Source organism: Pelagerythrobacter marinus (assembly GCF_009827515.1).
Classification (GTDB): Bacteria; Pseudomonadota; Alphaproteobacteria; order Sphingomonadales; family Sphingomonadaceae; genus Pelagerythrobacter; species Pelagerythrobacter marinus.
On record NZ_WTYO01000002.1, the window covers coordinates 530052 to 554812 of the forward strand.

20 protein-coding genes are annotated in these 24761 nt (G+C 69.4%); 13 read left to right on the forward strand and 7 right to left on the reverse strand.

From position 1 onward, the window contains the following. Window position 1 precedes the first annotated feature (1 nt). The gene (locus tag GRI72_RS06405; RefSeq protein WP_160733089.1) at window positions 2-898 is read left to right on the forward strand and encodes an alpha/beta fold hydrolase; all 897 of its coding nucleotides are present in this window, start codon (window positions 2-4) and stop codon (window positions 896-898) included. Window positions 899-910: 12 nt separating this feature from the next. Here the strand turns inward: GRI72_RS06405 and GRI72_RS06410 are convergent, their stop codons facing one another. After that, window positions 911-2011 (reverse strand): DUF2332 domain-containing protein, encoded by a 1101-nt coding sequence (locus tag GRI72_RS06410; protein ID WP_237486822.1) that lies wholly within the window; start codon window positions 2009-2011, stop codon window positions 911-913. Between the two features lie 38 nt (window positions 2012-2049). Between GRI72_RS06410 and hisG the strand changes: the two genes are divergently transcribed. The 4 genes from hisG to thiL are packed head-to-tail and all read left to right on the forward strand — an operon-like array spanning window position 2050 to window position 5358. Beyond that, entirely contained in the window at window positions 2050-2706 is a 657-nt protein-coding gene (hisG, locus tag GRI72_RS06415; protein ID WP_160733090.1) for an ATP phosphoribosyltransferase, read from the forward strand. After that, window positions 2706-3995, forward strand: coding sequence for a histidinol dehydrogenase (hisD, locus tag GRI72_RS06420; protein WP_160733091.1), 1290 nt, complete (start codon window positions 2706-2708; stop codon window positions 3993-3995). Before hisG ends, hisD begins: the two co-directional genes overlap by 1 nt. Next, the gene (nusB, locus tag GRI72_RS06425) at window positions 3992-4450 is read left to right on the forward strand and encodes a transcription antitermination factor NusB (protein WP_160733092.1); all 459 of its coding nucleotides are present in this window, start codon (window positions 3992-3994) and stop codon (window positions 4448-4450) included. Before hisD ends, nusB begins: the two co-directional genes overlap by 4 nt. Next, window positions 4447-5358, forward strand: a complete 912-nt coding sequence (gene thiL / locus GRI72_RS06430; RefSeq protein ID WP_160733093.1) for a thiamine-phosphate kinase — start codon at window positions 4447-4449, stop codon at window positions 5356-5358. The genes nusB and thiL overlap by 4 nt, the downstream gene beginning before the upstream one ends. A 97-nt stretch (window positions 5359-5455) precedes the next feature. Here thiL and GRI72_RS06435 read toward each other — a convergent pair whose 3' ends face one another. Further along, complete coding sequence (locus GRI72_RS06435) at window positions 5456-6469, reverse strand: fatty acid desaturase (protein ID WP_160733094.1); 1014 nt, start codon at window positions 6467-6469, stop codon at window positions 5456-5458. Next, window positions 6466-6660, reverse strand: coding sequence for a hypothetical protein (locus GRI72_RS06440; RefSeq protein ID WP_160733095.1), 195 nt, complete (start codon window positions 6658-6660; stop codon window positions 6466-6468). The genes GRI72_RS06435 and GRI72_RS06440 overlap by 4 nt, the downstream gene beginning before the upstream one ends. Window positions 6661-6897: 237 nt before the next feature. Between GRI72_RS06440 and GRI72_RS06445 the strand changes: the two genes are divergently transcribed. From GRI72_RS06445 to GRI72_RS06465, 5 genes are all read left to right on the forward strand, one after another. Then, complete coding sequence (locus GRI72_RS06445; RefSeq protein ID WP_160733096.1) at window positions 6898-9012, forward strand: sodium-translocating pyrophosphatase; 2115 nt, start codon at window positions 6898-6900, stop codon at window positions 9010-9012. Between the two features lie 208 nt (window positions 9013-9220). After that, window positions 9221-11323, forward strand: a complete 2103-nt coding sequence (locus tag GRI72_RS06450) for an alpha/beta hydrolase family protein (protein ID WP_160733097.1) — start codon at window positions 9221-9223, stop codon at window positions 11321-11323. A 202-nt stretch (window positions 11324-11525) separates the two neighbouring features. Beyond that, window positions 11526-12593, forward strand: coding sequence for a GNAT family N-acetyltransferase (locus GRI72_RS06455; protein WP_337191148.1), 1068 nt, complete (start codon window positions 11526-11528; stop codon window positions 12591-12593). Window positions 12594-12596: 3 nt separating this feature from the next. Next, window positions 12597-13484: a cupin domain-containing protein gene (locus GRI72_RS06460; protein ID WP_202388954.1), complete on the forward strand. Its 888-nt coding sequence runs from the start codon at window positions 12597-12599 to the stop codon at window positions 13482-13484. 31 nt (window positions 13485-13515) lie between these two features. Then, window positions 13516-14424 carry an acyl-CoA thioesterase gene (locus GRI72_RS06465; RefSeq protein ID WP_160733098.1) on the forward strand — a complete coding sequence of 303 codons (909 nt, stop codon included), beginning with the start codon at window positions 13516-13518 and terminating at the stop codon, window positions 14422-14424. 226 nt (window positions 14425-14650) lie between these two features. Here GRI72_RS06465 and GRI72_RS06470 read toward each other — a convergent pair whose 3' ends face one another. The 3 genes from GRI72_RS06470 to uvrC form a co-directional block, all read right to left on the reverse strand. Continuing rightward, window positions 14651-16963 carry an EAL domain-containing protein gene (locus tag GRI72_RS06470; protein ID WP_160733099.1) on the reverse strand — a complete coding sequence of 771 codons (2313 nt, stop codon included), beginning with the start codon at window positions 16961-16963 and terminating at the stop codon, window positions 14651-14653. Window positions 16964-17209: 246 nt separating this feature from the next. Next, entirely contained in the window at window positions 17210-17521 is a 312-nt protein-coding gene (locus GRI72_RS06475) for a hypothetical protein (protein ID WP_160733100.1), read from the reverse strand. A 167-nt stretch (window positions 17522-17688) separates the two neighbouring features. After that, window positions 17689-19632, reverse strand: coding sequence for an excinuclease ABC subunit UvrC (uvrC, locus tag GRI72_RS06480; RefSeq protein WP_160733101.1), 1944 nt, complete (start codon window positions 19630-19632; stop codon window positions 17689-17691). Window positions 19633-19764: 132 nt separating this feature from the next. On the opposite strand from uvrC, the gene GRI72_RS06485 reads away from it, so the two are divergent. Continuing rightward, entirely contained in the window at window positions 19765-19893 is a 129-nt protein-coding gene (locus tag GRI72_RS06485) for an entericidin A/B family lipoprotein (RefSeq protein WP_160733102.1), read from the forward strand. A gap of 41 nt (window positions 19894-19934) precedes the next feature. Then, complete coding sequence (locus tag GRI72_RS06490) at window positions 19935-21137, forward strand: BaiN/RdsA family NAD(P)/FAD-dependent oxidoreductase (protein WP_160733103.1); 1203 nt, start codon at window positions 19935-19937, stop codon at window positions 21135-21137. Between the two features lie 30 nt (window positions 21138-21167). Here the strand turns inward: GRI72_RS06490 and GRI72_RS14840 are convergent, their stop codons facing one another. Continuing rightward, window positions 21168-24224 carry a TonB-dependent receptor domain-containing protein gene (locus GRI72_RS14840; RefSeq protein ID WP_160733104.1) on the reverse strand — a complete coding sequence of 1019 codons (3057 nt, stop codon included), beginning with the start codon at window positions 24222-24224 and terminating at the stop codon, window positions 21168-21170. A gap of 231 nt (window positions 24225-24455) precedes the next feature. Here GRI72_RS14840 and infA point away from each other — a divergent pair, with 231 nt between their 5' ends. Further along, complete coding sequence (gene infA, locus GRI72_RS06500; protein ID WP_047806247.1) at window positions 24456-24701, forward strand: translation initiation factor IF-1; 246 nt, start codon at window positions 24456-24458, stop codon at window positions 24699-24701. The last annotated feature ends 60 nt before the right edge of the window (window positions 24702-24761 follow it).

The following is a 24761-nucleotide window of genomic DNA, read 5'->3' on the forward strand; positions in this document are numbered from 1 at the left end:
GATGGAACAGACGCGCGTCACGCTGGCGAACGGGATCGAACTGGACACGGTGGACACGGGCCCGCGCGACGCCCCGGTTCTGGTCTTCCTCCATGGCTTTCCCGAAAGCCACCGGACCTGGCGGCACCAGATCGCGCACCTTTCGGACCGGTTCCGGTGCATCGCGCCGGACCAGCGCGGCTATCGCGGATCGTCGAAGCCGCAGGAGGTGGAGGCCTATACGCCCGACAAGCTGATCGGCGACATCTTCCTGCTGGCCGATGCGCTGGGGGTCGAACGCTTCACCATCGTCGGGCACGACTGGGGCGGGGCGATCGCCTGGGGCACCGCGCTGGCCGGGCAGGCGAACGGGCGGGTGACGCGCGCGGTCGTGGCCAATGCCCCGCACCCGGCGATCTTCCAGAAACTGCTCTACACCGACGAGAACCAGCGCCGCTCCAGCCAGTATATCCGCGGTTTCCGTGACCGCGCGAACGATGCGCTGGTGCGCGAACACGGCCTGGCCGCCCTGCTGATGCAGGAAGTGAAATGGGACCGGCCGAGCGAGATGGAGCCGGAAGAGCGCGAGGCGCTGCTGCGCGACTGGCAGGACCGCGAGGCGGCCTTCGGAATGCTCAACTGGTACCGGGCCAGCCCGATCGACGTGCCCCCGCTCGACGCCCCTTACGAGCCGCCACGGGGCTGGACCCCGCCGCCCCTGCCCCGCCTGACGATCCCGACCCTGGTGATCTGGGCCATGGACGACCGCGCCCTCCCGCCCGAAAACCTCGAGGGGATGGACGAGCTGATCGAGGATCTTGCCCTCGTCGAAGTGCCCGATTGCGGCCACTTCGTGCCGTGGGAGGCGCCCGAGAAGGTCAATGCCGCGCTCGACGATTTCCTCGGCCGGACGGGCTGAGCGCCGGGCCGGCTAGCCGCTCCACTCGATCCATTCGCCGTGCGGATGGGCGACCGCCAGCCGGGTCCACTCGGGCCCGCCGGGCCAGTGGCGCACCGACAACTCGTGCCGGTGGCTCTCGCGGTTCGCCTCCAGCGCCACCCAGGCAAGCGGGCTTTCGGCGCTGGCCCGCGCGCCGGCTTCGGCCATCGCCGCCTCGATCCGCTCGCGCTCCGCCGGCGGCAGGTATTGCCAGACGACCGAATGCATGACCACGCGCGTCACCCCCGCCTCGGGCGCGGCGGCCAGGGTCCGCTCGACGAAATCGGCCGCGGCGCTGCGCTCTATCTCGGGCGGGAACGTGCGGGCGGCGGCGATCGCCGCGTCGAGCCGGGCGAACCGCTCGGTGAACTCGGGCCAGATATAGGCGCGCAGCCGCAGGGCCTGGCGCGGGTCCGCCAGGTCCACCGGCGCGATGTCGCAGCCTTGCGCGCCGACAATGTCGAAATCGCCGGCGGGCGGCGGGTCGCCGCGCCATTCGGGGGCGATCCGCATCCGCGCCCGCGGGGGACCGACGCGCACCCCGCCCAGGTCGTAGCGATAGCGGCGCATCATCAGGTTGATACCGGCGCTGGCCCCGATCTCGTGCAGCGCAAATTGCCCCGGCAGCCCCCGGGCGCGAAGCCAAAGCAAAGCCGCGGCGAAGGCGGCGGAGCGCCCCGCCTCGTTGGTCTGCGGCGGCCCGTCGAGCCAGGGCATGAGGAAAGGTTCGTGCCGTTCGATGACATCGGCCAGCAGGTCGGCCATGCGCGTCGTGCGCTGGCCGGCATAGACCGGCTCGAGGTCCGGTTCCGCCCCGTCGAGGTGAAGCGCGTGCAGCCCGCCCGCGATCCGCAGCGGCAGGGCGTCGGCGAGCGGCGGCCCCTGCCACTTGCGCACCCGCCGCATTACCGCCCCGCCCCGCTCGCCCTCCAGCAGCCGGTGCAGCCCCTCGCAGATGCCGGCAGTCACCGGCGCGCCGTTCGACCGGCAATAGGCGACCTGGTTGGCGAAGGCGCGGCGCACCGCCTCCGGCCCCCGCGCCTGCGGATCTTCCCGCCCGATTTTCATCTCCTGCCTTTCGGCCATCTCCATTGCCCTTTCCTCGCCCCTTGCCTAAGTGCCGCGGCGCAATGGCAACACCGCTGACCTTCGCCATCCCCAAGGGGCGTATTCTCGACGAGGCTCTGCCCGTGATGGAACGCGCCGGCGTCGTGCCGGAACGCGCGTTCCACGACAAGGGCAACCGCAGCCTTACTTTCGCGACCACGCGCGAAGACCTGCGCCTGATCCGGGTGCGCGCCTTCGACGTCGCCACTTTCGTCGCCCACGGTGCGGCGCAGGCGGGCATCGTGGGATCGGACGTGATCGAGGAATTCGACTATTCCGATCTCTACGCGCCGGTCGATCTCGACATCGGCCATTGCCGCCTGTCGCTCGCCGCCCCGGCCGACGTGCCCGAGGCGGGCGCGGGGGCGAGCCACATGCGCGTGGCGACGAAATACCCGAACCTCACGCGTCGCTGGTTCGAACGCCAGGGCATCCAGGCCGAGTGCGTCAAGCTGAACGGCGCGATGGAAATCGCCCCCGCGCTGGGCCTCGCGCGGCGGATCGTCGATCTCGTTTCCACCGGCCGCACGCTGGCCGAGAACGGGCTGGAGGAGCGCGACGTCATCATGCAGGTTTCCGCGCGGCTGATCGTCAACCGCGCCGCGCTCAAGACCGATCCGCGCGTCGGCGAGCTGGTCGAACGGTTCCGTGCGATCGCAAGCGGGCCGGAAGGCGCCTGATGCGGCGGCTGGCCATCACCGATCCCGGCTTCGAAAAGGCCTTCGCCCGGATCGTCGACGGGCGGCGCGAAAGCGACATCGCGGTGTCGCAGGATGTCGCGACGATCGTGGAGCGCGTGCGCCGCAAGGGCGATGCCGCGCTGGTCGAATACACGCAGCGTTTCGACAAGCACGCGCTGACGCAGGACAGCGACTGGCGCATCGCGCCGGAGGCGTGCCGCGCGGCCTACGAGGGGCTGGAACCGGCGCTGCGCGAGGCGCTCGACCTCGCCGCCCGGCGGATAGAGGCCTATCACCGCGACCAGTTGCCGGCGGACAGGGACTTCACCGATAGCGACGGCGTGCGGCTCGGCGCGCGCTGGCAGCCGGTCGATGCCGCCGGCCTCTACGTTCCCGGGGGGCGCGCGGCCTATCCCTCCTCGCTGCTGATGAACGCGATCCCCGCGCGCGTGGCCGGCGTCGGGCGGCTGGTGGTCGTGACCCCGACCCGCGGCGGGGAAAACAACCCGCTGGTCCTGGCCGCGGCCCATGTCGCCGGGGTGGACGAGATCTGGCGCATCGGCGGGGCGCAGGCGATCGCCGCGCTCGCCTATGGCACCGAGCGGATCGCCCGCGTCGATGTCGTCACCGGCCCGGGCAATGCCTGGGTGGCGGAGGCCAAGCGCCAGCTCTACGGCGTGGTCGGCATCGACATGGTCGCCGGGCCGAGCGAGATCCTGGTGATCGCCGACGGCGACAACGACCCGGACTGGATCGCCGCCGACCTTCTTAGCCAGGCGGAGCACGACCCGACCTCGCAATCGATCCTGATCACCGACGATGCCGCCTTCGCGGACCAGGTGGAGGACCGGGTCGATACCCAGTCCGCCCAGCTGGCCACGCGCACGACCGCGCAGGCGAGCTGGCGCGACAACGGGGTGATGATCGTGGTCGAGACGCTCGACCAGGCGATCCCGCTCGCCAACCGGCTGGCGGCCGAGCACGTCGAGCTGGCGGTGGCAGATCCCGCCCCCCTGTTCGCCGGCCTGCGCCACGCCGGCAGCGTGTTCCTGGGCCGCCATACGCCCGAGGCGGTCGGCGATTACGTCGCCGGCCCCAACCACGTCCTGCCGACCGGGCGGCGCGCCCGTTTCGCCAGCGGACTCTCGGTGCTCGATTTCATGAAGCGCACCAGCTTCATCGAGTGCGGCCCCGGCGCGCTGGCGGCAATCGGCCCGGCCGCGGTCGCCCTGGCCGAGGCAGAGGGCCTGCCCGCGCATGCAAATTCGGTTTCCATGAGGCTCAAATGACATCCGCACCTTCGCCCCGGCGCTCGATCGCCCGTTCGGCCGCGCGCCTCGCGGCGGTCCAGGCGCTCTACCAGCGCGAAATGGAAGGCACGGCCCTCGTCCGCCTGCTCGACGAGTTCCACCAGCACCGCCTGGGCGCGGTGATCGAGGACGAGCACTACGCCGATGCCGAAGTCGCCTTCTTCGACGACGTCGTGTCGGGCGTGGACGCGCGCTGCGACGAGATCGACCTGCTGCTGAGCGAACGGCTGGCCCAGGGCTGGAACCTCGCCCGGCTGGACAAGACCATGCTGCAGATCCTGCGCGCGGGCGCTTACGAGCTGATCGCCCGGGCCGACGTGCCTGTGGGCACCGCGATCAGCGAATATGTCGACGTGGCCAAGGCCTTCTTCGACGACCGCGAGGCGAAGTTCGTCAACGGCATACTCGACGCGGTGGCCAGGCAGGTGCGGTGAGCGGGGAGCTCGACCTGATCGAGCGCCTGCGCGCCCTTCCGCTGCACGAAGGGGCGCGAAATCTCGACGACGACGCGGCCGTGCTCGAGATTGGGGGCGAAACGCTGGTGCTGACCCACGACATGCTGGTCGAAGGGGTGCACACCGCGCGGGGGCAGGACGCCGCCGACGTGGCGTGGAAACTCGTCGCGACCAACCTCTCCGACCTCGCGGCCAAAGGCGCGCGGCCGGTCGGCGTCCTCGTCGGCTTCACCCGCGGCAAGGACGAGGCGCGCTTCGTTGCCGGACTGGAGGCCGCGCTGCGGCATTACGGCGTGCCCCTGCTCGGCGGCGACACGGTATCGGGCGGCCCGCCGCGCAGCCACGGCCTCACCGCGATCGGACGAGCGAGCCACGTCCCCGTCCCGTCGCGCGGCGGAGCGCGGCCGGGCGACGCGGTCTGGGTGACCGGGACGCTCGGCGCGGCGCTCGCCGGGTTCGAGGCCTTGACCGCCGGCGACCGCGACGGAGCCCGCGCCTATCTACGCCCGCAAGCGCTGATCGAAGAAGGCCTGGCCCTCGCCCCGGTGGCGACCGCGATGATGGACGTTTCCGACAGCCTGCTGCTCGATGCCTGGCGCATGGCGCGCGCGAGCGGGGCGAACCTCGTGCTGGAAAGCGCCGCGGTGCCCATCGCGCTGCCCGAGGCACGGCGCGACGAGGCGCTGCGCTGGGGCGACGACTACCAGCTGCTGTTCGCCCTCCCCGCCGGCCTGGCCCCGCCGGTCCGCGCGACCCGCATCGGGACGGTCGAATCGCCCGACAGCAGGGGCGACGGGGGCAGCGACGGGGACAGCGATGGCGGCGGCGCGCTCATCCTCGACGGCCGGCCGATCGCCTCCCCCGACGGCCTCGGCTACAGCCACTAGGCCGCGGCACCGGGCGCCCGTTCGAACGGCGAGGTTCGTTGTCGTAACGTCTTGAAAGCCGCGGCAAGGCGTTCCCGGGTGCAGCCGCGCGCGCCGGTCAGATCTCGGGGCAATGGACGCCGCGTTTCTCCAGGATCGGGCGCAGCGCGTAGTAGGCTTCCTTCGTCCGGTGGTTCGGGATCGAGGGATAGAGGTGGTGGACCAGGTGGGTTTCCATCCCGATCGATCCGATCTGGCCCAGCCGGCTCTTGAACAGGCGGGTATTGCCGTAGCGGCCCTGGTCCTCGCGCGGGTGGTGCGGGGCCCAGCTGAGGTAGAAGCGGATATAGCTGAGGCCGATATGGCGCGGCAGCCACCAGATCAAAGCCGCCTCTATCGCATATCCGCTCCACGCCATGGCGAACAGCACGGCCATGAAGATCAGTTGCAGGCGCACCGTGTCCTTCAGCGCGTCGGCGGCTTCCCTGGTCCCCATTTCGGCGAGGATGCGCTTGTAGATGTGGATCGACCCGTCCACCCCCGGCTGGCGGTTGAGCCAGGTCTTGTAGATCGCGTGCCATGGCCCGTTCGCCCGGTCCGGATAGTCGGGGTCCTTTTCCGGGTGGTTGCAGTGATAGTGATGCTCGAGGTGCATCAGCCGCGCCATCGAGAACGGGAAGACGATGATGATGGTCGAGACCTTGCCCGTCCATTCGTTCAGCCAGCGCCACTTCGTGCCGTGCCGGGCGATGTTCGAATGCATGGCCTCGTGGCTGGTGACATAGCCGCCGACCGCGAAGACGGTCGACAGGACGAAGGCGAGCGGAAGGTTCAGCCAGCCCATGATCGCGAGCGGGAAGAAGCTGAGCCAGATCGCGTAGCAGGTGAAGGCGGCGGCGGGGTAGATCCACATCTTCCCGCCTTCGAACCGCCGCGCGATGGCCCGTTCCTCTTTCAGCAGGGCGATGCGGGTGTGCCTGTCCAGCGTCGCGTCGCCGCCCAGCGGGATCGCAGGCCCGTCGCCGCGCGTGCGCGGGGTGTCGAGCGCCGGCGAGGTGTCGGCAGCGGGGGCCGCGGGGGCCGCCGCGCCGGACAGCGCGAGATCGCGCGGGTTGCCGATGCCGTCGGTCATATCCAGCGCCCCCGCACGGTCGCGTAAAGGCCCCATGGCCCGCCGATCAGCAGGCCGAAGCCGATCGGCGAAAGGCCGAGCGGGGGCGACCAGCCCCAATAGGCCATCGTCTGCGCGATCAGCGGCGCGATAAAACCTATGCCGAACAGGAACGGCATGATCTTGAACAGGGCCTGGACCGCGCTTTGCATGGCCGTTTACTTAAACTTAACCATGGCAAGTCGCAAGCGCGGCGGCGAACGGGCCGCGCCGCCGTCGCATTTCGGGTCACCCGCCCGGGGGCGGCCGCCCTTCGCCCCGGTCGCGGGCGGCGCCCGCAAGCCCTTGCGCGCCGCGCCGCACCCCCTATACCTCGCGAAGTGAACGGCACTGCGAAAACGCGGGCCGCAGCAAAAGAACAATATCTGGGAAGAAGAGGGGAAAGGCGCGTGGATCTAGTCATGATCGCAATTGGCCTGGGGCTGCTGGCCGTTATTTACGGCTTCGTCACCAGCCGCCAGGTGCTCGGCGCAGATGCCGGCAACGAGAAGATGCAGGAAATCGCCGGCGCCATCCAGGAAGGGGCGCGAGCCTATCTCAACCGGCAATATACGACGATCGGCGTCGTCGGCCTGGCCGTGGCGATCATCGTCGGCGTCTTCCTCGGCCCGATCTCGGCCATCGGCTTCGTCATCGGCGCGATCCTGTCGGGCGTGGCCGGGTTCATCGGGATGAACATCTCGGTCCGGTCGAACGTGCGCACCGCGGCGGCCGCGCAGACCGGGCTGCAACAGGGCCTGACCATCGCCTTCCGCGCGGGCGCGATCACCGGGATGCTGGTGGCCGGGCTGGCGCTGCTGGCGATCGCGGTCTTCTTCTACGTCCTGATCGGCCCGATGGCGCTCGAGCCCAATGGGCGCGAGGTGATCGACGCGCTCGTCGCCCTCGCCTTCGGCGCCTCGCTGATCTCGATCTTCGCGCGCCTGGGCGGCGGGATCTTCACCAAGGCCGCCGACGTCGGCGCCGACCTCGTCGGCAAGGTCGAGGCGGGCATTCCGGAGGACGATCCGCGCAACCCGGCGGTGATCGCCGACAACGTGGGCGACAATGTCGGCGACTGCGCCGGCATGGCCGCCGACCTGTTCGAAACCTATGTCGTCACCGTGGGCGCGACGATGGTTCTCACCGCGCTCCTGCTGACCGCGGTGGGCGACCTGCTCCTGCCGCTGATGGCGCTGCCCCTGCTGATCGGCGGGGCCTGCATCGTCACCTCGATCATCGGCACCTACTTCGTGCGCCTCGGCGGCGGCACGAACGTGATGGGCGCGATGTACAAGGGCTTCATCGTCACCGCCGTCCTGGCCGTGCCGCTGATCTGGTTCGTCACCAGCCATGCCCTGGGCACCGCGGGATCGGACATGAACACCGTGCTCAACCCGGGCACCGGGATGGTCGCCTTCACCGGGACCGACCTGTTCCTGTGCTCGATCATCGGCCTCGTGCTGACCGGCATCATCATCTGGATCACCGAGTATTACACCGGCACCGGCTTCCGCCCGGTGCGGTCGATCGCCAAGGCTTCCGAAACCGGCCACGGCACCAACGTGATCCAGGGCCTGGCGATCAGCCTCGAATCGACCGCCCTGCCCACGCTGGCGATCGTCGCCGCGATCGTCGGCGCCTACCAGCTCGCGGGCCTGATCGGGCTGGCCTACGGCGCGACCGCGATGCTGGCGCTGGCCGGCATGGTCGTGGCGCTCGACGCCTACGGCCCCGTCACCGACAATGCCGGGGGCATCGCCGAAATGGCCGGGCTGGACGACAGCGTGCGCGAGAAGACCGACCTGCTCGACGCGGTCGGCAATACGACCAAGGCCGTGACCAAGGGCTATGCGATCGGCTCGGCCGGGCTCGCCGCCCTCGTCCTGTTCGCCGCCTACACGACCGATCTCGGGATCTTCTTCCCCGACGTGACGGTCGATTTCAGCCTCGAGAACCCCTACGTCATCGTCGGCCTGCTGCTCGGCGCGCTCCTGCCCTACCTGTTCGGGGCGCTGGGCATGACGGCGGTCGGCCGCGCGGCCGGCGACGTGGTGGTGGACGTGCGCGACCAGTTCCGCAACGACCCGGGCATCATGGCCGGCACCAGCCGCCCCGACTATGCCAAGACGGTGGACCTGGTGACCAAGGCGGCGATCAAGGAGATGATCGTCCCCTCGCTGCTGCCGGTGCTCGCCCCGATCGTAGTCTATTTCGCGATCACCTGGGTCGCGGGCGAGGCGAACGGCTTCGCCGCGCTCGGCGCGCTCCTGCTCGGCGTGATCGTGGGCGGCCTGTTCGTCGCCCTGTCGATGACCGCGGGCGGCGGCGCGTGGGACAACGCGAAGAAATACATCGAGGACGGCAATCACGGCGGCAAGGGCTCGGAAGCGCACAAGGCCGCGGTGACCGGCGACACGGTGGGCGATCCCTACAAGGACACCGCCGGCCCGGCGGTGAACCCGATGATCAAGATCACCAACATCGTCGCCCTCCTCCTCCTGGCAGCCCTCGCCGCCGGCTGAGGACGGGCCGACCGGACCGGTCGTTGCGAAACGATCACAGACCCCGCCCGTAACCAGCCGGGCGGGGTTTTTTCTTGCAGTCGCGGCCCTTTATGCCAAGATCGACGCATTCAAAGGGGGATCGTCGGCAGCCGCGACCGAGCGCACCGGGCCTCGGGGCATTGCCTCGGTGCCGGCGTCTCCCGCCGATTTTTTGGGGGGACACCAGATGTTTTCGAAATCGCGCACGATCCGTGGCGCCAGCATTTTCACCCTTGCCCTTTCCGCGCTGGGAACGGCGTTCGCATTGCCCGCGGCGGCCCAGACCACGCCCGGCGATCCGGTTGCGGAAAAGGTCCCGCTCGACACGATCGCCGCGCTGCCGGCGCTCAGCAACCTGACGCTTTCGCCCGACGGCACCCGAGCCCTGGCGACGATCGGCGCCGGAGACAACTTCGCCTATGCGATCATCGATCTCGACAAGGGCGGCAAGCCCCAGGTCTTCGCCACCGCCGAAACGCTGAAAGATACCGGCGACCGCATCCTGTGGGATTACGAATGGGCCAACGACCGCTACGTCCTGTTCGAACTCCACTCGGTCCAGAACGCCTACGGGTTCCGGGCGACCGTCCGTCGTCTCGCCTCCTACGACACGCAGACCGGGGAAACGACGCCGCTCGCATGGCGCGACGCCACGTCGGATGCCGGCGCGCTCCTGATGACCGACGGGGACAACAACCGCATTCTCCTCGCCCGCATGGTCAACGACGGCAATACCGAGCGGGCTTTCCGCTACCAGGTCGAATGGGTCGATCTAGCGACCGGGAAGGTGATCGAACTGGTCCAGCGGCCGAACCCGATCGTCGATGGCTGGGCAGCGGACGGCAAGGGCGTCGTGCGGATGGGTTTCGCCTCCGACCCGGATAGCGGCGAGGAACGCTACCTCTATCGGTCCGGCCCGGACGAGAACTTCCGTACCGTGCAGAAGGTGCGGGATGAAAACTTCGTAGGCAAGGGGATTCGGCCGATCGTGTTCCTCGACGAACCCGACATGGCCATCGTCTCCAGCAACCACGAGGGCTATCGCGCGATCTACAAGGCCAACCTGGCGACGATGGAGATCGGGGAAAAGCTCTTCTCCGTCGAAGGCTACGACGTTTCGTCGGCGATTGCGAACGAGGACGAAAACGGCATCCTGGGCTTCGCCTACGCCACCGATCGCCCGCGCCGCAGCTGGACGGACCCGGTCTTCGCGCAGATTTCCGCGTTCTTGGAGGAAGAGTTCGGCGAGGCCAACGCCCGCATCGTCAGCCGCAGCGACGACAACAGCAGGATGATCGTGTCGCTCTCGCGGCCGAACCAGCTGGCTTCCTATTACCTCTACGACGTGCCGACCGGCGATTTCCGCGTGATCGGCTATGAAAGCGACGCGATCCGCGACGGCGTGATGAACCCGGTCGAGGCCATCCGATACAAGGCCAGCGACGGGCTGGAGATCGAGGCGATCGTTACCCGGCCGCGCCTGCGCGAAGGCCAGGGCGACCTGCCGGTCGTGGTGCTCACGCACGGCGGCCCTTATGGTGTGCGCGACTATGCCACGTACGACCAGTGGGCCCAGGCCATTGCCGAACAGGGTTATGTCGTCATCCAGCCCAACTATCGCGGATCGGGCGGGTACGGCACCGAGTTCGTCAAGGAAGGGCGCAAGGACGGCTTCGGCACCCGGATGCAGGACGATCTCAACGACGTCGTCGATCACCTTGACGCTCAGGGACTGGTCGACAAGGACCGCGCCTGCATGATGGGCTGGTCCTACGGCGGCTATGCCTCCGCGCGCGCGGCCCAGCGCGATCCCGACCGCTGGAATTGCACGATCGCGGGGGCCGGGGTCTACGACCTTCCGCGCATGAAAGCCTACGACCAGAGCTATCTCGGCAGCTTCGGGGCGAACTACCTGGCGGAAGGGGCCAGTTCGCTCACCGACGTGAGCCCGGCGCGCAACGCGGAAGGCGACTGGTCGCCGATCCTGATCGTCCACGGCGTGCGCGATCCGCGCGTCCCGATCGAACAGGCACGGGTCCTGCGCGATGCACTGAAGCGGGCCGGCAAGCGCGAAGGCGTGGACTACGCCTATCTCGAACAACCGAAGAACGGGCATCACAGCCCCTATTTCACCAAGGAAGAGCGGCTGGAGTGGCTGGCCGGCGCGACGGCATGGCTGGCGAAACACAACCCCGCCTACGTGGCCGGCGATGCCGACTACGACCAGCGCCCGCCACTCGATCCCGCCGCCAGCCGCATGGCGCAGCGGCTGAACATCACGGGGATCTGAGGCGGGACGATCCTGGACGGTGGCGCGTTCTAGGAAATCTTAACCGGGGCATTGCTATCGCAGGCGCCGCGGCACCTTGGACCGCGGTAGCGAAGGTTAACTCTTGGCGAGCCTGCCCGATCGGCGCGCATCTCTTGGAGAACCGTCCCGCGACATCGCGTCGCGGGACGTCCCCTCGCTGCGCCCGGTCGCCCCAGCCCTTGTGCGCAGCGCCGAATTCGCCGCCGAGTGGGACGAGCTTGCCGATGCCGTGGCGGAGCCCAATCCGTTCTACGAGCGCTGGGCCCTGCTGCCGGCGCTGGAGCGGCTCGGCGCGGGGGCCGACTGCACGATCATGGCGCTGCGGTGCGGCGGGCGGCTCTGCGCGCTCGTCCCGCTCGGGCGCGCGGCGGCCTATTACGGCTACCCCCTGCCCCATCGCGTCAACTGGAGCCACGATAACCTCTTCGTCGGCAGCCCGCTGGTCCGCAGCGGGTTCGAGGAGCGGTTCTGGCGCGCACTGTTCGGCCATCTCGACGCGGCGACCGGCAGGGCGCTCTTCCTCCACCTCGACCGGCTCGACGCGAATGGCCCGCTGTTCGCCGCCCTTGCCCGCGTGGCGGACGGGGACGGGCGCGCCTGGGGCGTGGTCCAGCGCGAGGAACGCGCGATGCTGCGATCGGGCCTGTCGCCGCAGGCCTATTTCGAGCGCTCGCTGAACGGCAAGAAGCGCAAGGAACTGCGCCGGCAGGACAAGCGCCTGGCCGAAGAAGGCGCGAAAGGGTTCGAACGCCGCAGCGACGGCGCGGGGCTGGAGCGCTGGATCGAGCAGTTCCTCGCGCTCGAGCAGGCCGGGTGGAAGGGGCGCAACGGCTCCGCGCTCGCCGACAACCCGCGCACCGCCGGCTGGTTCGCCGCGACGCTGCACGGGGCCGCGGCGCGCGGGCGGCTCGAACGGCTGAGCCTGACGCTCGACGGCGCGCCCGTCGCCATGCTGGCCAATTTCATCGCCCCGCCCGGCGCGTTCAGTTTCAAGACCGCTTACGACGAACGGTACGCCCGCTATTCGCCCGGCGTCCTGCTCCAGCGCGAGAACCTCGACCTGCTGGCGCGCGAGGACATTGCCTGGTGCGACAGCTGCGCGGCCGCCGACCACCCGATGATCGAGCGGATCTGGCGCGAGAAGCGCGCAATGGTGCGCGTCAACGTGGCCATCGGCGGGAGGCTTCGCCGCGCGGCCTTTCGCCGGATCCTGCGGGCCGAGCTGGCCCGCCAGACCAGGAGTACGTGAACGATGGGCGTCCAGACCCCGATCGACCTGCCCGCCGACGAGGCACGGCCCGCCCCCGTTTTCGGGGAGGAGGCCCGCGCGGCCTTCGCCCGGTCCTATCCCGAGGAGCCGCACGTCCTCGCGCACGGCCTGGGGCAGAACGCGCTGCTCACGCTCGACGCGCTGGCCGCGCTCGCCGCGCGGCTCCCCGAACGCTCGATCGAGTACAACCGCGGCGACCTGCCGATCGGGGTGGACGGCAAGCCCGAGGGCACCGGCCTCGCGATCGAGGACACGATCCGGCACATCGCGCGCAGCAATAGCTGGGCCGTGCTCAAGAACATCGAGCAGGCGCCCGAGTACGCGGACCTGCTGATGGCGCTGCTGGACGAGATCCGCCCGGAGATAGAGGCGCGCACCGGCGCCATGCTGCGACCCCAGGGCTTCGTCTTCATCTCCAGCCCGGACGCGGTGACGCCCTATCACTTCGACCCGGAGCACAATATCCTGCTGCAGCTGGTCGGCCGCAAGACGATGACCCAGTTCCCGGCAGGCGACGATCGCTATGCCCCCGACACGATCCACGAATCCTACCACGCGGGCGGCGCGCGCGAGCTGACCTGGCGCGACGAACTGCTCGCCGGCGGGCGCGAATTCGCGATCGGCCCGGGCGAGGCGGTCTACGTGCCGGTCATGGCCCCGCACTTCGTCCGCAACGGCCCCGACAGCTCGATCTCGCTGTCGATCACCTGGCGCAGCGAGTGGAGCTTCGCCGAGGCCGACGCCCGCGGCTTCAACCGCCTGCTGCGCCGGATCGGCCTCCGGCCCGCGCCGCCGGGGCGCTGGCCGGCCGGGAACAAGGGCAAGGCGCTCGCCTATCGCGCGCTGCGGCGGCTCGGCCTGGCCGGTTGACCGCGGCGTGCCGGGGCCGCAAAGCGCGGCCATGACCGACCAGCCCAGCGCCCAGAGCCTCGTCGCCGACCTCGTCGAACTCCTCACCGTCGCGCCGCACGGCGGCGGCCGGTTCGAAGGGCGCGCGCAGAAGGGCGGCGTCGGCCGGGTCTTCGGCGGGCAGGTCGTGGCCCAGGCGCTCCAGGCCGCGCAGGCGAGCGCGCCCGAGGCGATGGTCGCCCACTCGCTCCACGCCTATTTCCTGCGCGGCGGGCGCGAAGGCGCACCGATCGCCTACCGGGTGGAGGCCGACTTCGACGGGCGCAGCTTCGCCAATCGCCGCGTCGTCGCCAGCCAGGACGACCCGGAGCGCGGGGAGACGCCGATCCTGAACCTCACCGCCAGTTTCCAGCGGCCGGAGGAAGGGCTGTCGCACGACGACTACGCGATGCCCGACGTCGCCCCGCCGGAAGACCTGCCGCCGGACATGGAGCAGCGGCGCCGCTTCGTCGATGCCATGCCCGGGCTGGGCGAGGCGCAGCGCGCGCTGATGCTGCGCCCGCGCGCGATCGAGATGCGCACGGCCGACAGCCTGCACTGGATGAACAGCGAACCGCGCCCGCCGCATGCCCATTCCTGGTTCCGCGCGGCCGCGCCGCTGCCCGACGATGCCGCGCTGCACCGCGCGGTGATCGCCTATGCCAGCGACTATACGCTGCTCGGCACCAGCGCCCTGCCCCACGGCATAAGCTGGGCGCGCGGCGAGATGGTGGGGGCGAGCCTCGACCACGCGATCTGGTTCCACCGCCCCGCGCGGGCCGACGAATGGCTGCTCTACGCCACCGACAGCCCGTGGAGCGGCAACGGCCGCGGCTTCAACCGCGGGCGCATCTTCGACCGCGCGGGCAACCTGGTGGCGAGCGTGGCCCAGGAAGGCATGATCCGCCGGCGCAAGGGCTGACGGCGAGCGAATAGGGCAGCGAGCGAATAGGGCGGCGAGAGACGTGACTCGCGCCGACAGAGGTGCGGCGCGGGCAAAAGAAAAGGCCCCGCGAGGGGGCCTTTTCGAAACTGTCGGTATTCAGGATCTCAGTTGAAGATCCAGTCCCAGATCGAACCAAACATGGTTAATCTCCTGTTGCTGCCTGCTACGGAGAAATACGTTAACCATGTCCGTTTGTAAATTGTTAACCACGATTTTCAAAAGGAGCGATGGCATCCTTTTGTAAAGAAAGCGTTTTTTCTAGCTCCGAAAGGACGATCGGGCGCGCAATGTGGTAACCTTGACCGATGTCGACACCCATCTCCCGCAGTGCGGTAAAGGTCTGTTGATCCTCGATTCCCTCGGCCACTGAGGTCAACCCCGTCTCTCTCGCAAGCCGCGAAACATTGGCCACGATAGCTCGTGCCATCGGCGATGAGTGAATGCGTTGCACAAACAACTGGTCGATCTTGATCTCATCGAAAGGCAGTTCGAACATCGCCTCCAGGTTCGCGCTGGCAACCCCGAAATCGTCCATGGAAAACGAAACTCCGAGCGCCTTGATCTCTTCAATTACCGATCGGGCAGATGAAAAGTCCTCGATGCGCGCGGTTTCCGTCAGTTCGATCGTGAGGCGAGATGGATCGGCTGGCCGAACTGCCAGACAGCGCTCGATCAGCTCGGCGATCCGGGTATCGACGAACTGGATCGCCGAGACATTCACCGAGATGCGCGGCGTATGACCGGCCTGTCGCAGTGTTTCCGCTGCACTCAGGCTCTTCATCAGGATGCGCTTGGTCAGCTCGTCCAGCCGGCCGACGCGTTCGCACTGGAGGATGAATCGGGCCGGCGGGATCTCGCCCCGCTCCTCGTCCACCCACCGCGCCAGCGCCTCGGCACCGATGATCTGTCCAGTGCGAAGATCGGCCTGCGGCTGCAACTTGATCGAGATCCGATCCTGCGAGAGCGCGCTCTCCAGCCGCGCCTGCAGCGAATAGTCCCACTCTTCCGCATCGTCGACCGTGTCGGAGATGATGAAGACCGGGCGATAGGCCTCGCGCGCCTGGTCGGCGGCGGCAATGGCAGAGCTCAACCGGCTGGGCCCCGACTTCTCGGCCGATCGATCGACGCCGATCGTCATCGAAACGTCCAGCACCCTGTCCGATACGGTCACCGACTGCGATGCGATGGCGCGCAGACCCTCCAGATGCCCTTGCAGGTCCTCGTACTTGGCCGCGGCGAGGATCAGGGCGAAGTACTTGCCGCCGTCGTAATAGATGCGCGCTTCGGGATCGCCGAGCGCCAGCCGCGAGGCGAGCTGGCGCAGGTATCGGCCCTGGTCGGCCGGGGTCAGCGTCGCGAACACGGCATCGAGGCGCGCGATCTTCGCCACGACGATGGCCGCCGCTCCGTCGGGCGGATCGTCGCTGAGATCGCGTCTCAAGGCGACAAAATTGGGCAGCTTGCTGCGCGGCTCGACCAGGAGGTGCCGACGTTTGAATCGAACAATGAGCCGCAAACACGCGTAGACGATAAAGAGTGCGATTGACGACGCAAAGATCGCCCTGACCCCGGAGGCTGCTGTGACCACGACGGTCGCCACCAGCGAAACCACAAGAAGACCGTAAAGCAAACGCCGACGACGCGCCCGGACCGAAGCGCTCGCCGCCAGAGCCAGCAACAGGCCAAAGAATGCGGTTGTCCACGGCCAATTCACCGGCTGTCCGCCGCCACGTAGCGCGGTTTCTGCGGCAACGATGTGAACAAGGCTGGGATTGACGACGCCGCTGCCCGGGATTTTCACCACGCGACGACTCTGACCGGCTTGGCCCAGAACAACCGCTCTATCGCGAATTGAGGCCGACAGGGCGTCTGTTCCCAGGTTTACAGCTTCGAAGGACGGGATGGCTTCGACGTTCACCGCGTAGTCGGGCGCGAGTTCCGCCTTGGGGCCGGAATTCCCGGCCAGCTCGGTCCACAATGCCGGCAGGGTCCGTCGGCCATCGCCATGAACCGCATCGATACCCCAGACATAGCCGAGGAAATCGGTCTTGTAGTCATTGCTGACCATTCGCAGCCCGCGAGCGAAGAAGGGATCGGTCTCGGCAACGCCGCGCCCGTTCAGGAAGTCCGTGCGAAGCGAACGCGTGAGCACGGTCTTGTCGCGCAGGCGCAGGAGCTCGCCGCGCAGCCGCTCGTCCACGGCGTCATCGCCGCTTCGCTGGATCGGCAGGTCGATGAATATGCGCGCTGCACCGGCGGCATCCACGGCCTCGAGCGTCCCGGCAAGGCGCCGGTTGGCGGTGACCAGCGCATCCGCCCCGGCTCCGCGTTCCGCCTCCACGAACACGATCTCGCCGCTGGGCCGATGATCGAACAGCTTGGCCTGGAGCGACCAGACGGTGATGTCGAGCGGGCGCAGGATCGTCGTGACCGCGACGAGCACGGCGATGCCTACGGCGATTGCCGCATGGCGCAACCTCTCGGATGCGATCAGGTTTCGTGCCAGTGGCAACAATGCAGCATCCCTTGTTCGCCGCTGCCATAGGGGAACATCGTAAAGATGGTGTTTCCGGCACCGGCCGATCGGGGCGTGAACGCCGCCTGACTGCTGCCATCCATTGGTAAACGCCGTGCGGGCCGGGGCCCGCGAACGGCTACGCCCTCCGGCAGCGAAGCGGCGCCCCGGCGACTATACACGATAGCCGCGCGAAGGCACGAGCCGCATCGGGGCCGGCGGGCGCAGGCGAATGCCTTTTCGCGCCTAGCGGGGCAGGGTCACGCGGCGGCAGGTCAGCGGCGCCTCGCGCGTCTTGCCGCTCCAGGTCACGGTGTCGCCGGAAACCTGGAGCCGGTAGCCGGCGCGGTTCTCGAACACCGAGGCGCCGACCGACTGGACCGAGCGGACGTAGATCGGCACGCCGTTGTTCCTGACGACGGTCGCCCCGCCGTGGGTGAAGTTCACTTTCAGCACCGAGCCATCGCTGCAATCGAAATACCCGTGCTTGCCCGGCCCTCCGGTGGCGCAAGCCGATAGTCCCAGGCCCAGCGCGATAATGGCGGCAATCCTGTGCATGTGTCGTCTCCTCGCATCGGCGGCCTTCGCGGCGCGCGAGCAAGTGCGATCCCGACCGGTATCGAAGCCCCCGCGCGGCATCCGCCACGGACCGAACTGTCGGCGCCAATGCTTTAACGCGGGTTAACGGCCGCCCCAAATCCGCGCGCTGCGCGCGCTCGCCCCGGTCAGCCGGCGGGGTGATAGAAATCGTAGATCTTCTGCGCCACGGCGGCGCTGATCCCCGGGGTCCGTTTCAGGTCTTCCAGCGCGGCCGCGCGCACTTTGCCCGCAGTGCCGAACCGCAGCAGCAGCGCGCGCTTGCGGCTCGGGCCGATGCCCGGGATCTCGTCGAGCGGGGAGGCGCTGATCGCCCGGCTGCGCTTCGCCCGGTGGGCGCCGATGGCGAAGCGGTGCACTTCGTCGCGCAGCGTCTGGAGGTGGAACAGCAGGGGGGAATTGGTCGGCAGGGTCTTCTCGCGCCCGTCGGGGAAATGAAACACCTCGCGCCCCTCGCGTCCGTGGTGCGGGCCCTTGGCGATGGCGATCAGGGGCACGTCCTCGATCCCCAGTTCCTCCAGCGCGTCGCGCACCGCCGACATCTGGCCCTTGCCCCCGTCGATCAGCACCAGGTCGGGCCAGGTGTCGCCGTCGCGGTCCGGGTCTTCCTCCAGCGCGCGGGCGAAGCGGCGGGTCATGACTTCGCGCATCATCCCGAAATCGTCGTTGCTTTGCGCCGTGCGGATGTTGAACTTGCGATACTGGCTCTTGAGGAACCCCTCGGGCCCGGCGACGATCATCGCACCCACGGCTTTCGCACCCTGGATATGGCTGTTGTCGTAAACCTCGATCCGGCGGGGCGGCTCGGCCAGTTCGAAGAACTCGGCCAGCTCGCGGTTGATCTTCGCCCGGGTGCCGCTTTCGGCCAGGCGCCGGTCGAGCGCCTCGACCGCGTTGCGGCTCGCCTGCGCCATCAGCCGGCGGCGCTCGCCGCGCTGGGGCACGCTGATCTCAACCCGGTGGCCCGCGCTTTCGCCCAGCGCCTGGGCCAGCAGCGCCTGTTCGGGCAGCGCGCGGTCGACCAGCACCGTGCGCGGGGGCGGCACTTCCTCGTAGAACTGGGCGAGAACGCCGGCGAGCACGTCCGCTTCCTCCACGTCCTGGGTATGGGTGGGGAAGAACGCGCGGTGGCCCCAGTTCTGCCCGCCGCGGACGAAGAAGGCCTGGATGCCGACCTGGCCGCCCTTGGCCGCGAGCGCGAAGACATCGGCGTCGCCGACCCCGGCGGCATTGACCGCCTGGCTCGCCTGGATCGCGGTCGCCGCGCGCAGCCGGTCGCGCAGCATGGCCGCGCGCTCGAAATCGAGGTCTTCGGCGGCCTGGGCCATCTGCGCCTCGATCTTCTTCTGCACCGCGCCCGACCGGCCCGAGAGGAAATCCTTCGCCTCCTGCACCAGTTCGCCGTAGGCCTCCGGCCCGATCCGGCCCACGCAGGGGGCGGAGCAGCGCTTGATCTGGTAGAGCAGGCACGGCCGGTCGCGGCGGGCAAAAAAGCTGTCCGTGCAGGATCTTAGCAGGAACAGCTTCTGCAGCGCATTGATTGTCGTATTGACCGATCCGGCGCTGGCGAAGGGGCCGTAGTAATTGCCTTTCGCCCGCCGCGCGCCGCGGTGCTTCATGATGCGCGGATATTCATGATCGGCGCGCAAGAGAATGAAAGGAAAGGATTTATCGTCGCGCAGCAGGACATTGTACGGCGGGCGGAAGCGCTTGATCAGCTGCGCTTCGAGCAGGAGCGCCTCGGCCTCCGAATTGGTCGTGACGATTTCCATCCGCCGGGTCTGGCTGACCATGCGCCGCAGCCGGTTCGAAAGGTTCGCGACCTGGGTGTAGTTCGCCACCCGGTTGCGCAGCGCGCGCGCCTTGCCGACGTAGAGCACGTCGCCGCGGGCATCGAGCATCCGGTAGACCCCCGGCTTGGGCCGCAGCGTCTTCACCGTGTCGCGGATCGCGGCCACCCCCGCCTCGATGTCCGGCCGGGTGCCGCCCTTGACGGTATAGGTGGCGCGCTCCTCGTTGAAGCGCTCGGCGCCTCTCGGGTCGTGCGGGGTTCCGGCGGGGGTTCGCGACATGGGCCTGACATAATCGCTGCGCCGGAAATGGGAACCGGCAGGCGCAACAGCGCCGGTTCAGGTCCGCACGGCTATCGCGCGCGCCGGCGCCAGCGACTATGCTGGCAAACACGGGAATCAGGAGTTCGACAGATGCTGAAGAAGACGATCGCCATCGTGGCCCTGGGCGCCTCGGTCGTGACGCTGGCCGCCTGCAACACGGTCAAGGGCCTCGGCCGCGACATCGAATCGGTCGGCGAAGCGGGCGACCGCGCGATCTGACCGCGCTTGCCATTCCGGCCGGCTTCTCTACCGCGCCCGGGATGCAGGATTACGACATCATCGTGCTGGGCGGAGGGGCCGCCGGGCTGATGTGCGCCGCCGTCGCCGGGCAGCGGGGCCGCCGCGTGCTGGTGCTGGAACGCGCGGCCGAGGTCGGGCGCAAGATCCTGATTTCGGGCGGCGGACGGTGCAATTTCACCAATATCCACACCGCCCCCGACCGCTATCTTTCCGCCAATCCGCATTTCGCCAAGTCGGCGCTGAGCCGGTACACCGCGCACGATTTCCTGGCGCTGGTCGAACGCCACGCGATCGCCTGGCACGAAAAGACGCTGGGCCAGCTGTTCTGCGACGGGTCGGCGCGCCAGATCGTCGCCATGTTGCTGGACGAATGCGCAGCGGCGCAGGCCGCCGGCGGCCAGGTGGATGTTCGCTGCGGGGAAGAGATCGGCGATGTCGCGCACGTCGACGGCCGGTTTGACGTCACGACGCCAGGCGGCACCCAATCCGCCCCCGCGCTCGTGATCGCCACCGGCGGGCCTTCCATTCCCAAGATGGGCGCGAGCGATTTCGCCTATCGCCTCGCACGGCGTTTCGGCCTGCGGATCGTCGAGCCGCGCCCCGCGCTCGTGCCGCTGACGCTGGGCGGCGAGGACGTCCTGTTCCGCGAGCTTTCGGGCGTTTCCGCCCCGGTCGAGGCGCGCTGCGGCCGCGCCGCCTTTCGCGAGGCGGCGCTGTTCACCCATCGCGGCCTGTCGGGCCCGGCGATCCTGCAGGTTTCCTCCTACTGGCGCCCGGGCGACGCGGTCGCGATCGATTTCCTGCCCGGCACCGCGCCCGAGTGGCTGGTCGAGGCCAAACGCCGGACCCCGCGCGCGCACCTGCGGACCGTGCTGGGCGAGCGCCTGCCCGACCGGCTCGCCGCCACGCTGGCCGAGCGGATCGGCCTGTCCGGCGATCTCGGCAACCTGCCCGACAAGCGCCTGCGCGCGGCCGGGCAGGCGCTGTCCGACTGGCACTTCCACCCGAACGGGAGCGAGGGCTTCGCCAAGGCCGAGGTGACGCTGGGCGGGATCGCCACCAGCGAGCTGTCGTCGCGCACGATGGAGGCGAAGGCGGTCCCCGGCCTCTACGCGATCGGCGAGGCGGTGGACGTGACCGGCTGGCTCGGCGGCTACAACTTCCAGTGGGCCTGGGCGAGCGCGGTCGCCGCCGGCAACGCGCTCGCCGAACTGCGCGGCTGACGGCCCGCTTCGGCCCTGCCGGAGACGAGCCTAGAACAGCTTGCGGAACTCGATCTCGAACGTGCGGCCCAGCGGGTCGGTCAGCAGCGGCTGGTAGCTCACCGGTACGGCGCCGCTGGCATCGGTCACCCGCTGGCGCGCGTCGAACAGGTTGTCGACCCGCAGCGAAAGCCGCGCGCCCTTCCAGAAGCCGGGCTCGCCGGCCAGCCATTCCTGCTGTTCGAGGTTGACGAAGGCGCGCAAGTCGAACGTCGCGATATCGTCGAAGAACAGGTCCTGCGATCCGGGCAGGCCGGTGCCGTCGATCCGCGTGGCCGACTGGTAATCGCCCGAAAGGCGCAGGCCCAGCCCCTTGTAGAACAGCCCGCCTTCCAGCTCGATCTTGTGGCGCGGGATGCCGCTGCCGATCGCCTGCCCGTCGAGCTGGTCGAGCACCGGGCCGCCGGGCGCGACGAGCACTTCGTTCTCGAACTCGATCGAGTGATAGAGGCCCAGGTTCCAGCGCCCCTGCCCGTCGCCGTGCCGGCCGAAGCGACCTGCGCCGCCGCCGCGCCCGCCGCCACCGCTGCGGCCGGCCCCCTGGGTGCCCTCGCCCCCCTGGCGTGCCTCGCCCCCGGCAGGCGGGGCCGGCATGGCGCAGATCCGTTCGCGGAAGGCGGCCAGGCGCGCGGGATCGACCTGCCCGTCGGCGCCGGCGAGGCGCGCGCGCACCCGTTCGGGCAGGGCATCGAGATCGACCGGCGCGGCCGGATCGGCGCAGAGCGCCCGGCGCAGGGCGGCAAAGCGTTCGGGGTCCATCCGGCCGAACTGCCCCCCGGCGGCGGCGCCTTCCTCGCTGCAGAACCGTTCGCGCAACATGGCGACCCGCGCGGGATCGACCTGCCCGTCGGCCCCCTTCAGGCGCGCGAGCATCCGTTCGGGCAGGCCGGAAAGGTCGGGCACTTCGCCTTCGGGCGCGGCGCAGAACCGCTCGCGCAGCTCGGCCATGCGCGCCGGGTCGAACCGCCCGCGCGCCTGGCCGCGGCCATCCTGCGCGCCCGGCCCCGCCTGCCGCGCGGTGCCCGCGGGTGCCGGCGGCCCTTCGCCGCCATTGGCCGGCGGCTGCGCGCCCTCGCCCGCGCCCGCCCGCGCCCGCCCGCCGGCGCGCGCGCCGCCGCGCCTGTCGCTCTCGCCGTCGGTCGCTTCCTTGCCGACCCGGCCGAACATGTTGATGCCGTAGCGCAGGCGCGCGCTGCGCGTGCCGGCGAAAGTCACCGGCCGGCGGTCGATCGAGACCAGGTTGCCCGCCCCGTCGCGCACGACCCGGTCGGGGAAGGCTTCCTCGATCGCCGGGGTCAGCAGCGGGAACGACTGGGTCACGTCGTCCGAGCGGTTGCGGAAGTACTCGACCACGATGTTGGTGCGGCTGAACAGCTCCAGCTCGTAATTGGCCGCCAGCTTGATGTCGCGCTGCGTTTCGGCGGCCAGGTCGGGATTGCCGCCGGTCACGATCGTCGCCAGCACGCTTTCGCCGCGGCTGAAATCGTAGACCGGCACGTTGTAGTCGGTGACCACCGGATCGCCCAGTTGCGACAGGCTGGGGGCGGCCTCGCGCCAGATATAGCTGGCCTGCAGGGTCAGCGCCTCGGTCGGGCGCCAGGCGAGGCCCGCGGTGGCATCGGCGAGCGTGCCGAAATCGGACAGGCGATCGACCCCGGCGGCCAGGTTCAGGTTCACTTCGCCCAGCGCGCCCAGGAACCCCTCGCGCGCGCTGGCGATCGGCAGGCCCAGGTTGACCCCGGCGGTCAGGTTGCCGCGCGTCTGCGCCAGTTCGCCGGCGTCGGAACGGGTATCGGTGCTCTCGATCCGGTTCCAGGAATAGCCGGCATCGAACGTCGCCCGCACCTCACCCGCGGGCAGCGTGAAGGGGGTGCCGCGCAGCGTGGTCTTGAAATCGGCGCTGTAGGTCGTGCTGTCGGCCCGGTCGGTTCCACCCGGGGCGAGCGCGGGCAGCGGGCCGTCGATCGCCAGCTCGCCGGCATCGACCATGTCCTGCAGCACGCCGGTATCGCGCCGCGCATCGATCAGCGTGGTCGTGTCGGCGCGGCTGCCGTCGAGCGTCGCGTCGAGCATCCAGTCGCCGACCGGCTTGTTGAGCGACCCGCCGAGCGAATACGTCGTCGCGCGCCGCCGCCGTTCGAGCGGATCGTCGTCGATCGTGCGCACCGCGCTTGCGCCCCCGTCGGTCAGCGTCACGACGTCGAGACCCGAAAGCGAACGGCTGAAGCCGCGTTCGATCCCGGCGTTGAGCGAGTATGTGCCCGTGCCGGGGGCATCGCCCAGCGTGTCGTTGATCGTCGCGTCGAGTTCCCAGGACTCGGCATCGGCGCGCAGGCTGCGGAAGGCCGCCGGATCGGGGTCGCCCGCGACCGTCGGCGTGCTGCCCGGGGTCTGGACGATGTCGCGCTCCGCCTCGGTCAGCATCGAATTGGTGTTGAACTCGAAACCGATATTGGTCCGGCGCGAACCGTCGATCGTCAGCTGCGACAGCTCGATCTCGCCATTGGCCGTGCCGCCGCGGTCGGGGCCGCCATATTCCAGCTCCACCTCGCGCGAGGCGAAGTTGTCCTTCAGGATGAAGTTGATCACCCGCTGGTCGGCCGGATAGCCGAACTGCAGCGCCACTTCCTCGGGCAGGACCTCGACTTTCTGGATTGCCTCGGGCGGGTAGCGGCGAAACTCGCGAAAGCCGCCGACGCGCTGGCCGTTGACGAGGAACACCGGGCGGCCCGATCCGCGCCCGCGGCCCGATCCGGTCTGCGGCGCGAGCTGTTCGATCAGTTCCTCGATCGAACCCGCGCCGTAGGACGCGATCTCCTCGGCATCGAGTTCGAGCACCGGCGGCACGTCGGTATCGACCTGGCCGCGCAGCCGCTCCGCCGTGACGACGATCTCGGCCTCGCCCTCTTCCACGCCTTCCTCCACGCCCGGGGCGGCGCCGTCCTGCGCGATCGCGCCGGCAGGGGCGGGATCGACCTGCGCGGCGGCCGGGGCGGCGGTGAAGGCGGCAATGGCGAGAAAGGATGCGGTCGTGGACAGTCTCGGCAAGGTGCTCTTTCCTCGTGTCGTTGGCCCTCTCCCCCGCAGCGGCGAAGTGCCAAGGCGGCGGCCGGCGCGCAATCCCCGGACGCGTAACGAATTGTCGCACGAAGCTTTCCGGGCGATTGACGCGAATGCACCGCCCCTGCGCCCGATCGCGGAGAAGGCTTCCCTTTTGCCGCCCGCGCCGCTAAAGCGCGCGCCCGATCCCCACACTCTTGCAAACGGAACGATTACTGGATGGCCAAGGAAGAACTCCTCGAAATGCGCGGCAAGGTGGTCGAACTGCTGCCCAACGCGATGTTCCGGGTGGAGCTCGAAAACGGTCACGAGGTACTCGGCCATACCGCCGGCAAGATGCGCAAGAACCGCATCCGCGTGCTCGTGGGGGACGAGGTTCTGTGCGAGCTGACGCCTTACGACCTGACCAAGGCGCGCATCACCTATCGCTTCATGCCCGGACGCGGCGGCCCGGGGCCGCAGTAAGCGGTGCCGCCCCTGCCCCGGCCCGGCGAACGCCGCCCGCAGGCGCGGGGGCTGCCATGA

Excerpts from the sequence above, each read along its gene's own strand:
- GRI72_RS06490 (WP_160733103.1), top strand. The coding sequence starts at position 19,935 with ATGCAGGATTACGACATCATCGTGCTGGGCGGAGGGGCCGCCGGGCTG.
- GRI72_RS06450 (WP_160733097.1), top strand. The coding sequence starts at position 9,221 with ATGTTTTCGAAATCGCGCACGATCCGTGGCGCCAGCATTTTCACCCTT.
- GRI72_RS06465 (WP_160733098.1), top strand. The coding sequence starts at position 13,516 with ATGACCGACCAGCCCAGCGCCCAGAGCCTCGTCGCCGACCTCGTCGAA.
- GRI72_RS06485 (WP_160733102.1), top strand. The coding sequence starts at position 19,765 with ATGCTGAAGAAGACGATCGCCATCGTGGCCCTGGGCGCCTCGGTCGTG.
- hisD (WP_160733091.1), top strand. The coding sequence starts at position 2,706 with ATGCGGCGGCTGGCCATCACCGATCCCGGCTTCGAAAAGGCCTTCGCC.
- infA (WP_047806247.1), top strand. The coding sequence starts at position 24,456 with ATGGCCAAGGAAGAACTCCTCGAAATGCGCGGCAAGGTGGTCGAACTG.
- nusB (WP_160733092.1), top strand. The coding sequence starts at position 3,992 with ATGACATCCGCACCTTCGCCCCGGCGCTCGATCGCCCGTTCGGCCGCG.
- GRI72_RS06435 (WP_160733094.1), bottom strand. The coding sequence starts at position 6,469 with ATGACCGACGGCATCGGCAACCCGCGCGATCTCGCGCTGTCCGGCGCG.
- GRI72_RS06475 (WP_160733100.1), bottom strand. The coding sequence starts at position 17,521 with ATGCACAGGATTGCCGCCATTATCGCGCTGGGCCTGGGACTATCGGCT.
- hisG (WP_160733090.1), top strand. The coding sequence starts at position 2,050 with ATGGCAACACCGCTGACCTTCGCCATCCCCAAGGGGCGTATTCTCGAC.
- GRI72_RS06460 (WP_202388954.1), top strand. The coding sequence starts at position 12,597 with ATGGGCGTCCAGACCCCGATCGACCTGCCCGCCGACGAGGCACGGCCC.
- GRI72_RS06410 (WP_237486822.1), bottom strand. The coding sequence starts at position 2,011 with ATGGAGATGGCCGAAAGGCAGGAGATGAAAATCGGGCGGGAAGATCCG.
- GRI72_RS06405 (WP_160733089.1), top strand. The coding sequence starts at position 2 with ATGGAACAGACGCGCGTCACGCTGGCGAACGGGATCGAACTGGACACG.
- uvrC (WP_160733101.1), bottom strand. The coding sequence starts at position 19,632 with ATGTCGCGAACCCCCGCCGGAACCCCGCACGACCCGAGAGGCGCCGAG.
- GRI72_RS06440 (WP_160733095.1), bottom strand. The coding sequence starts at position 6,660 with ATGCAAAGCGCGGTCCAGGCCCTGTTCAAGATCATGCCGTTCCTGTTC.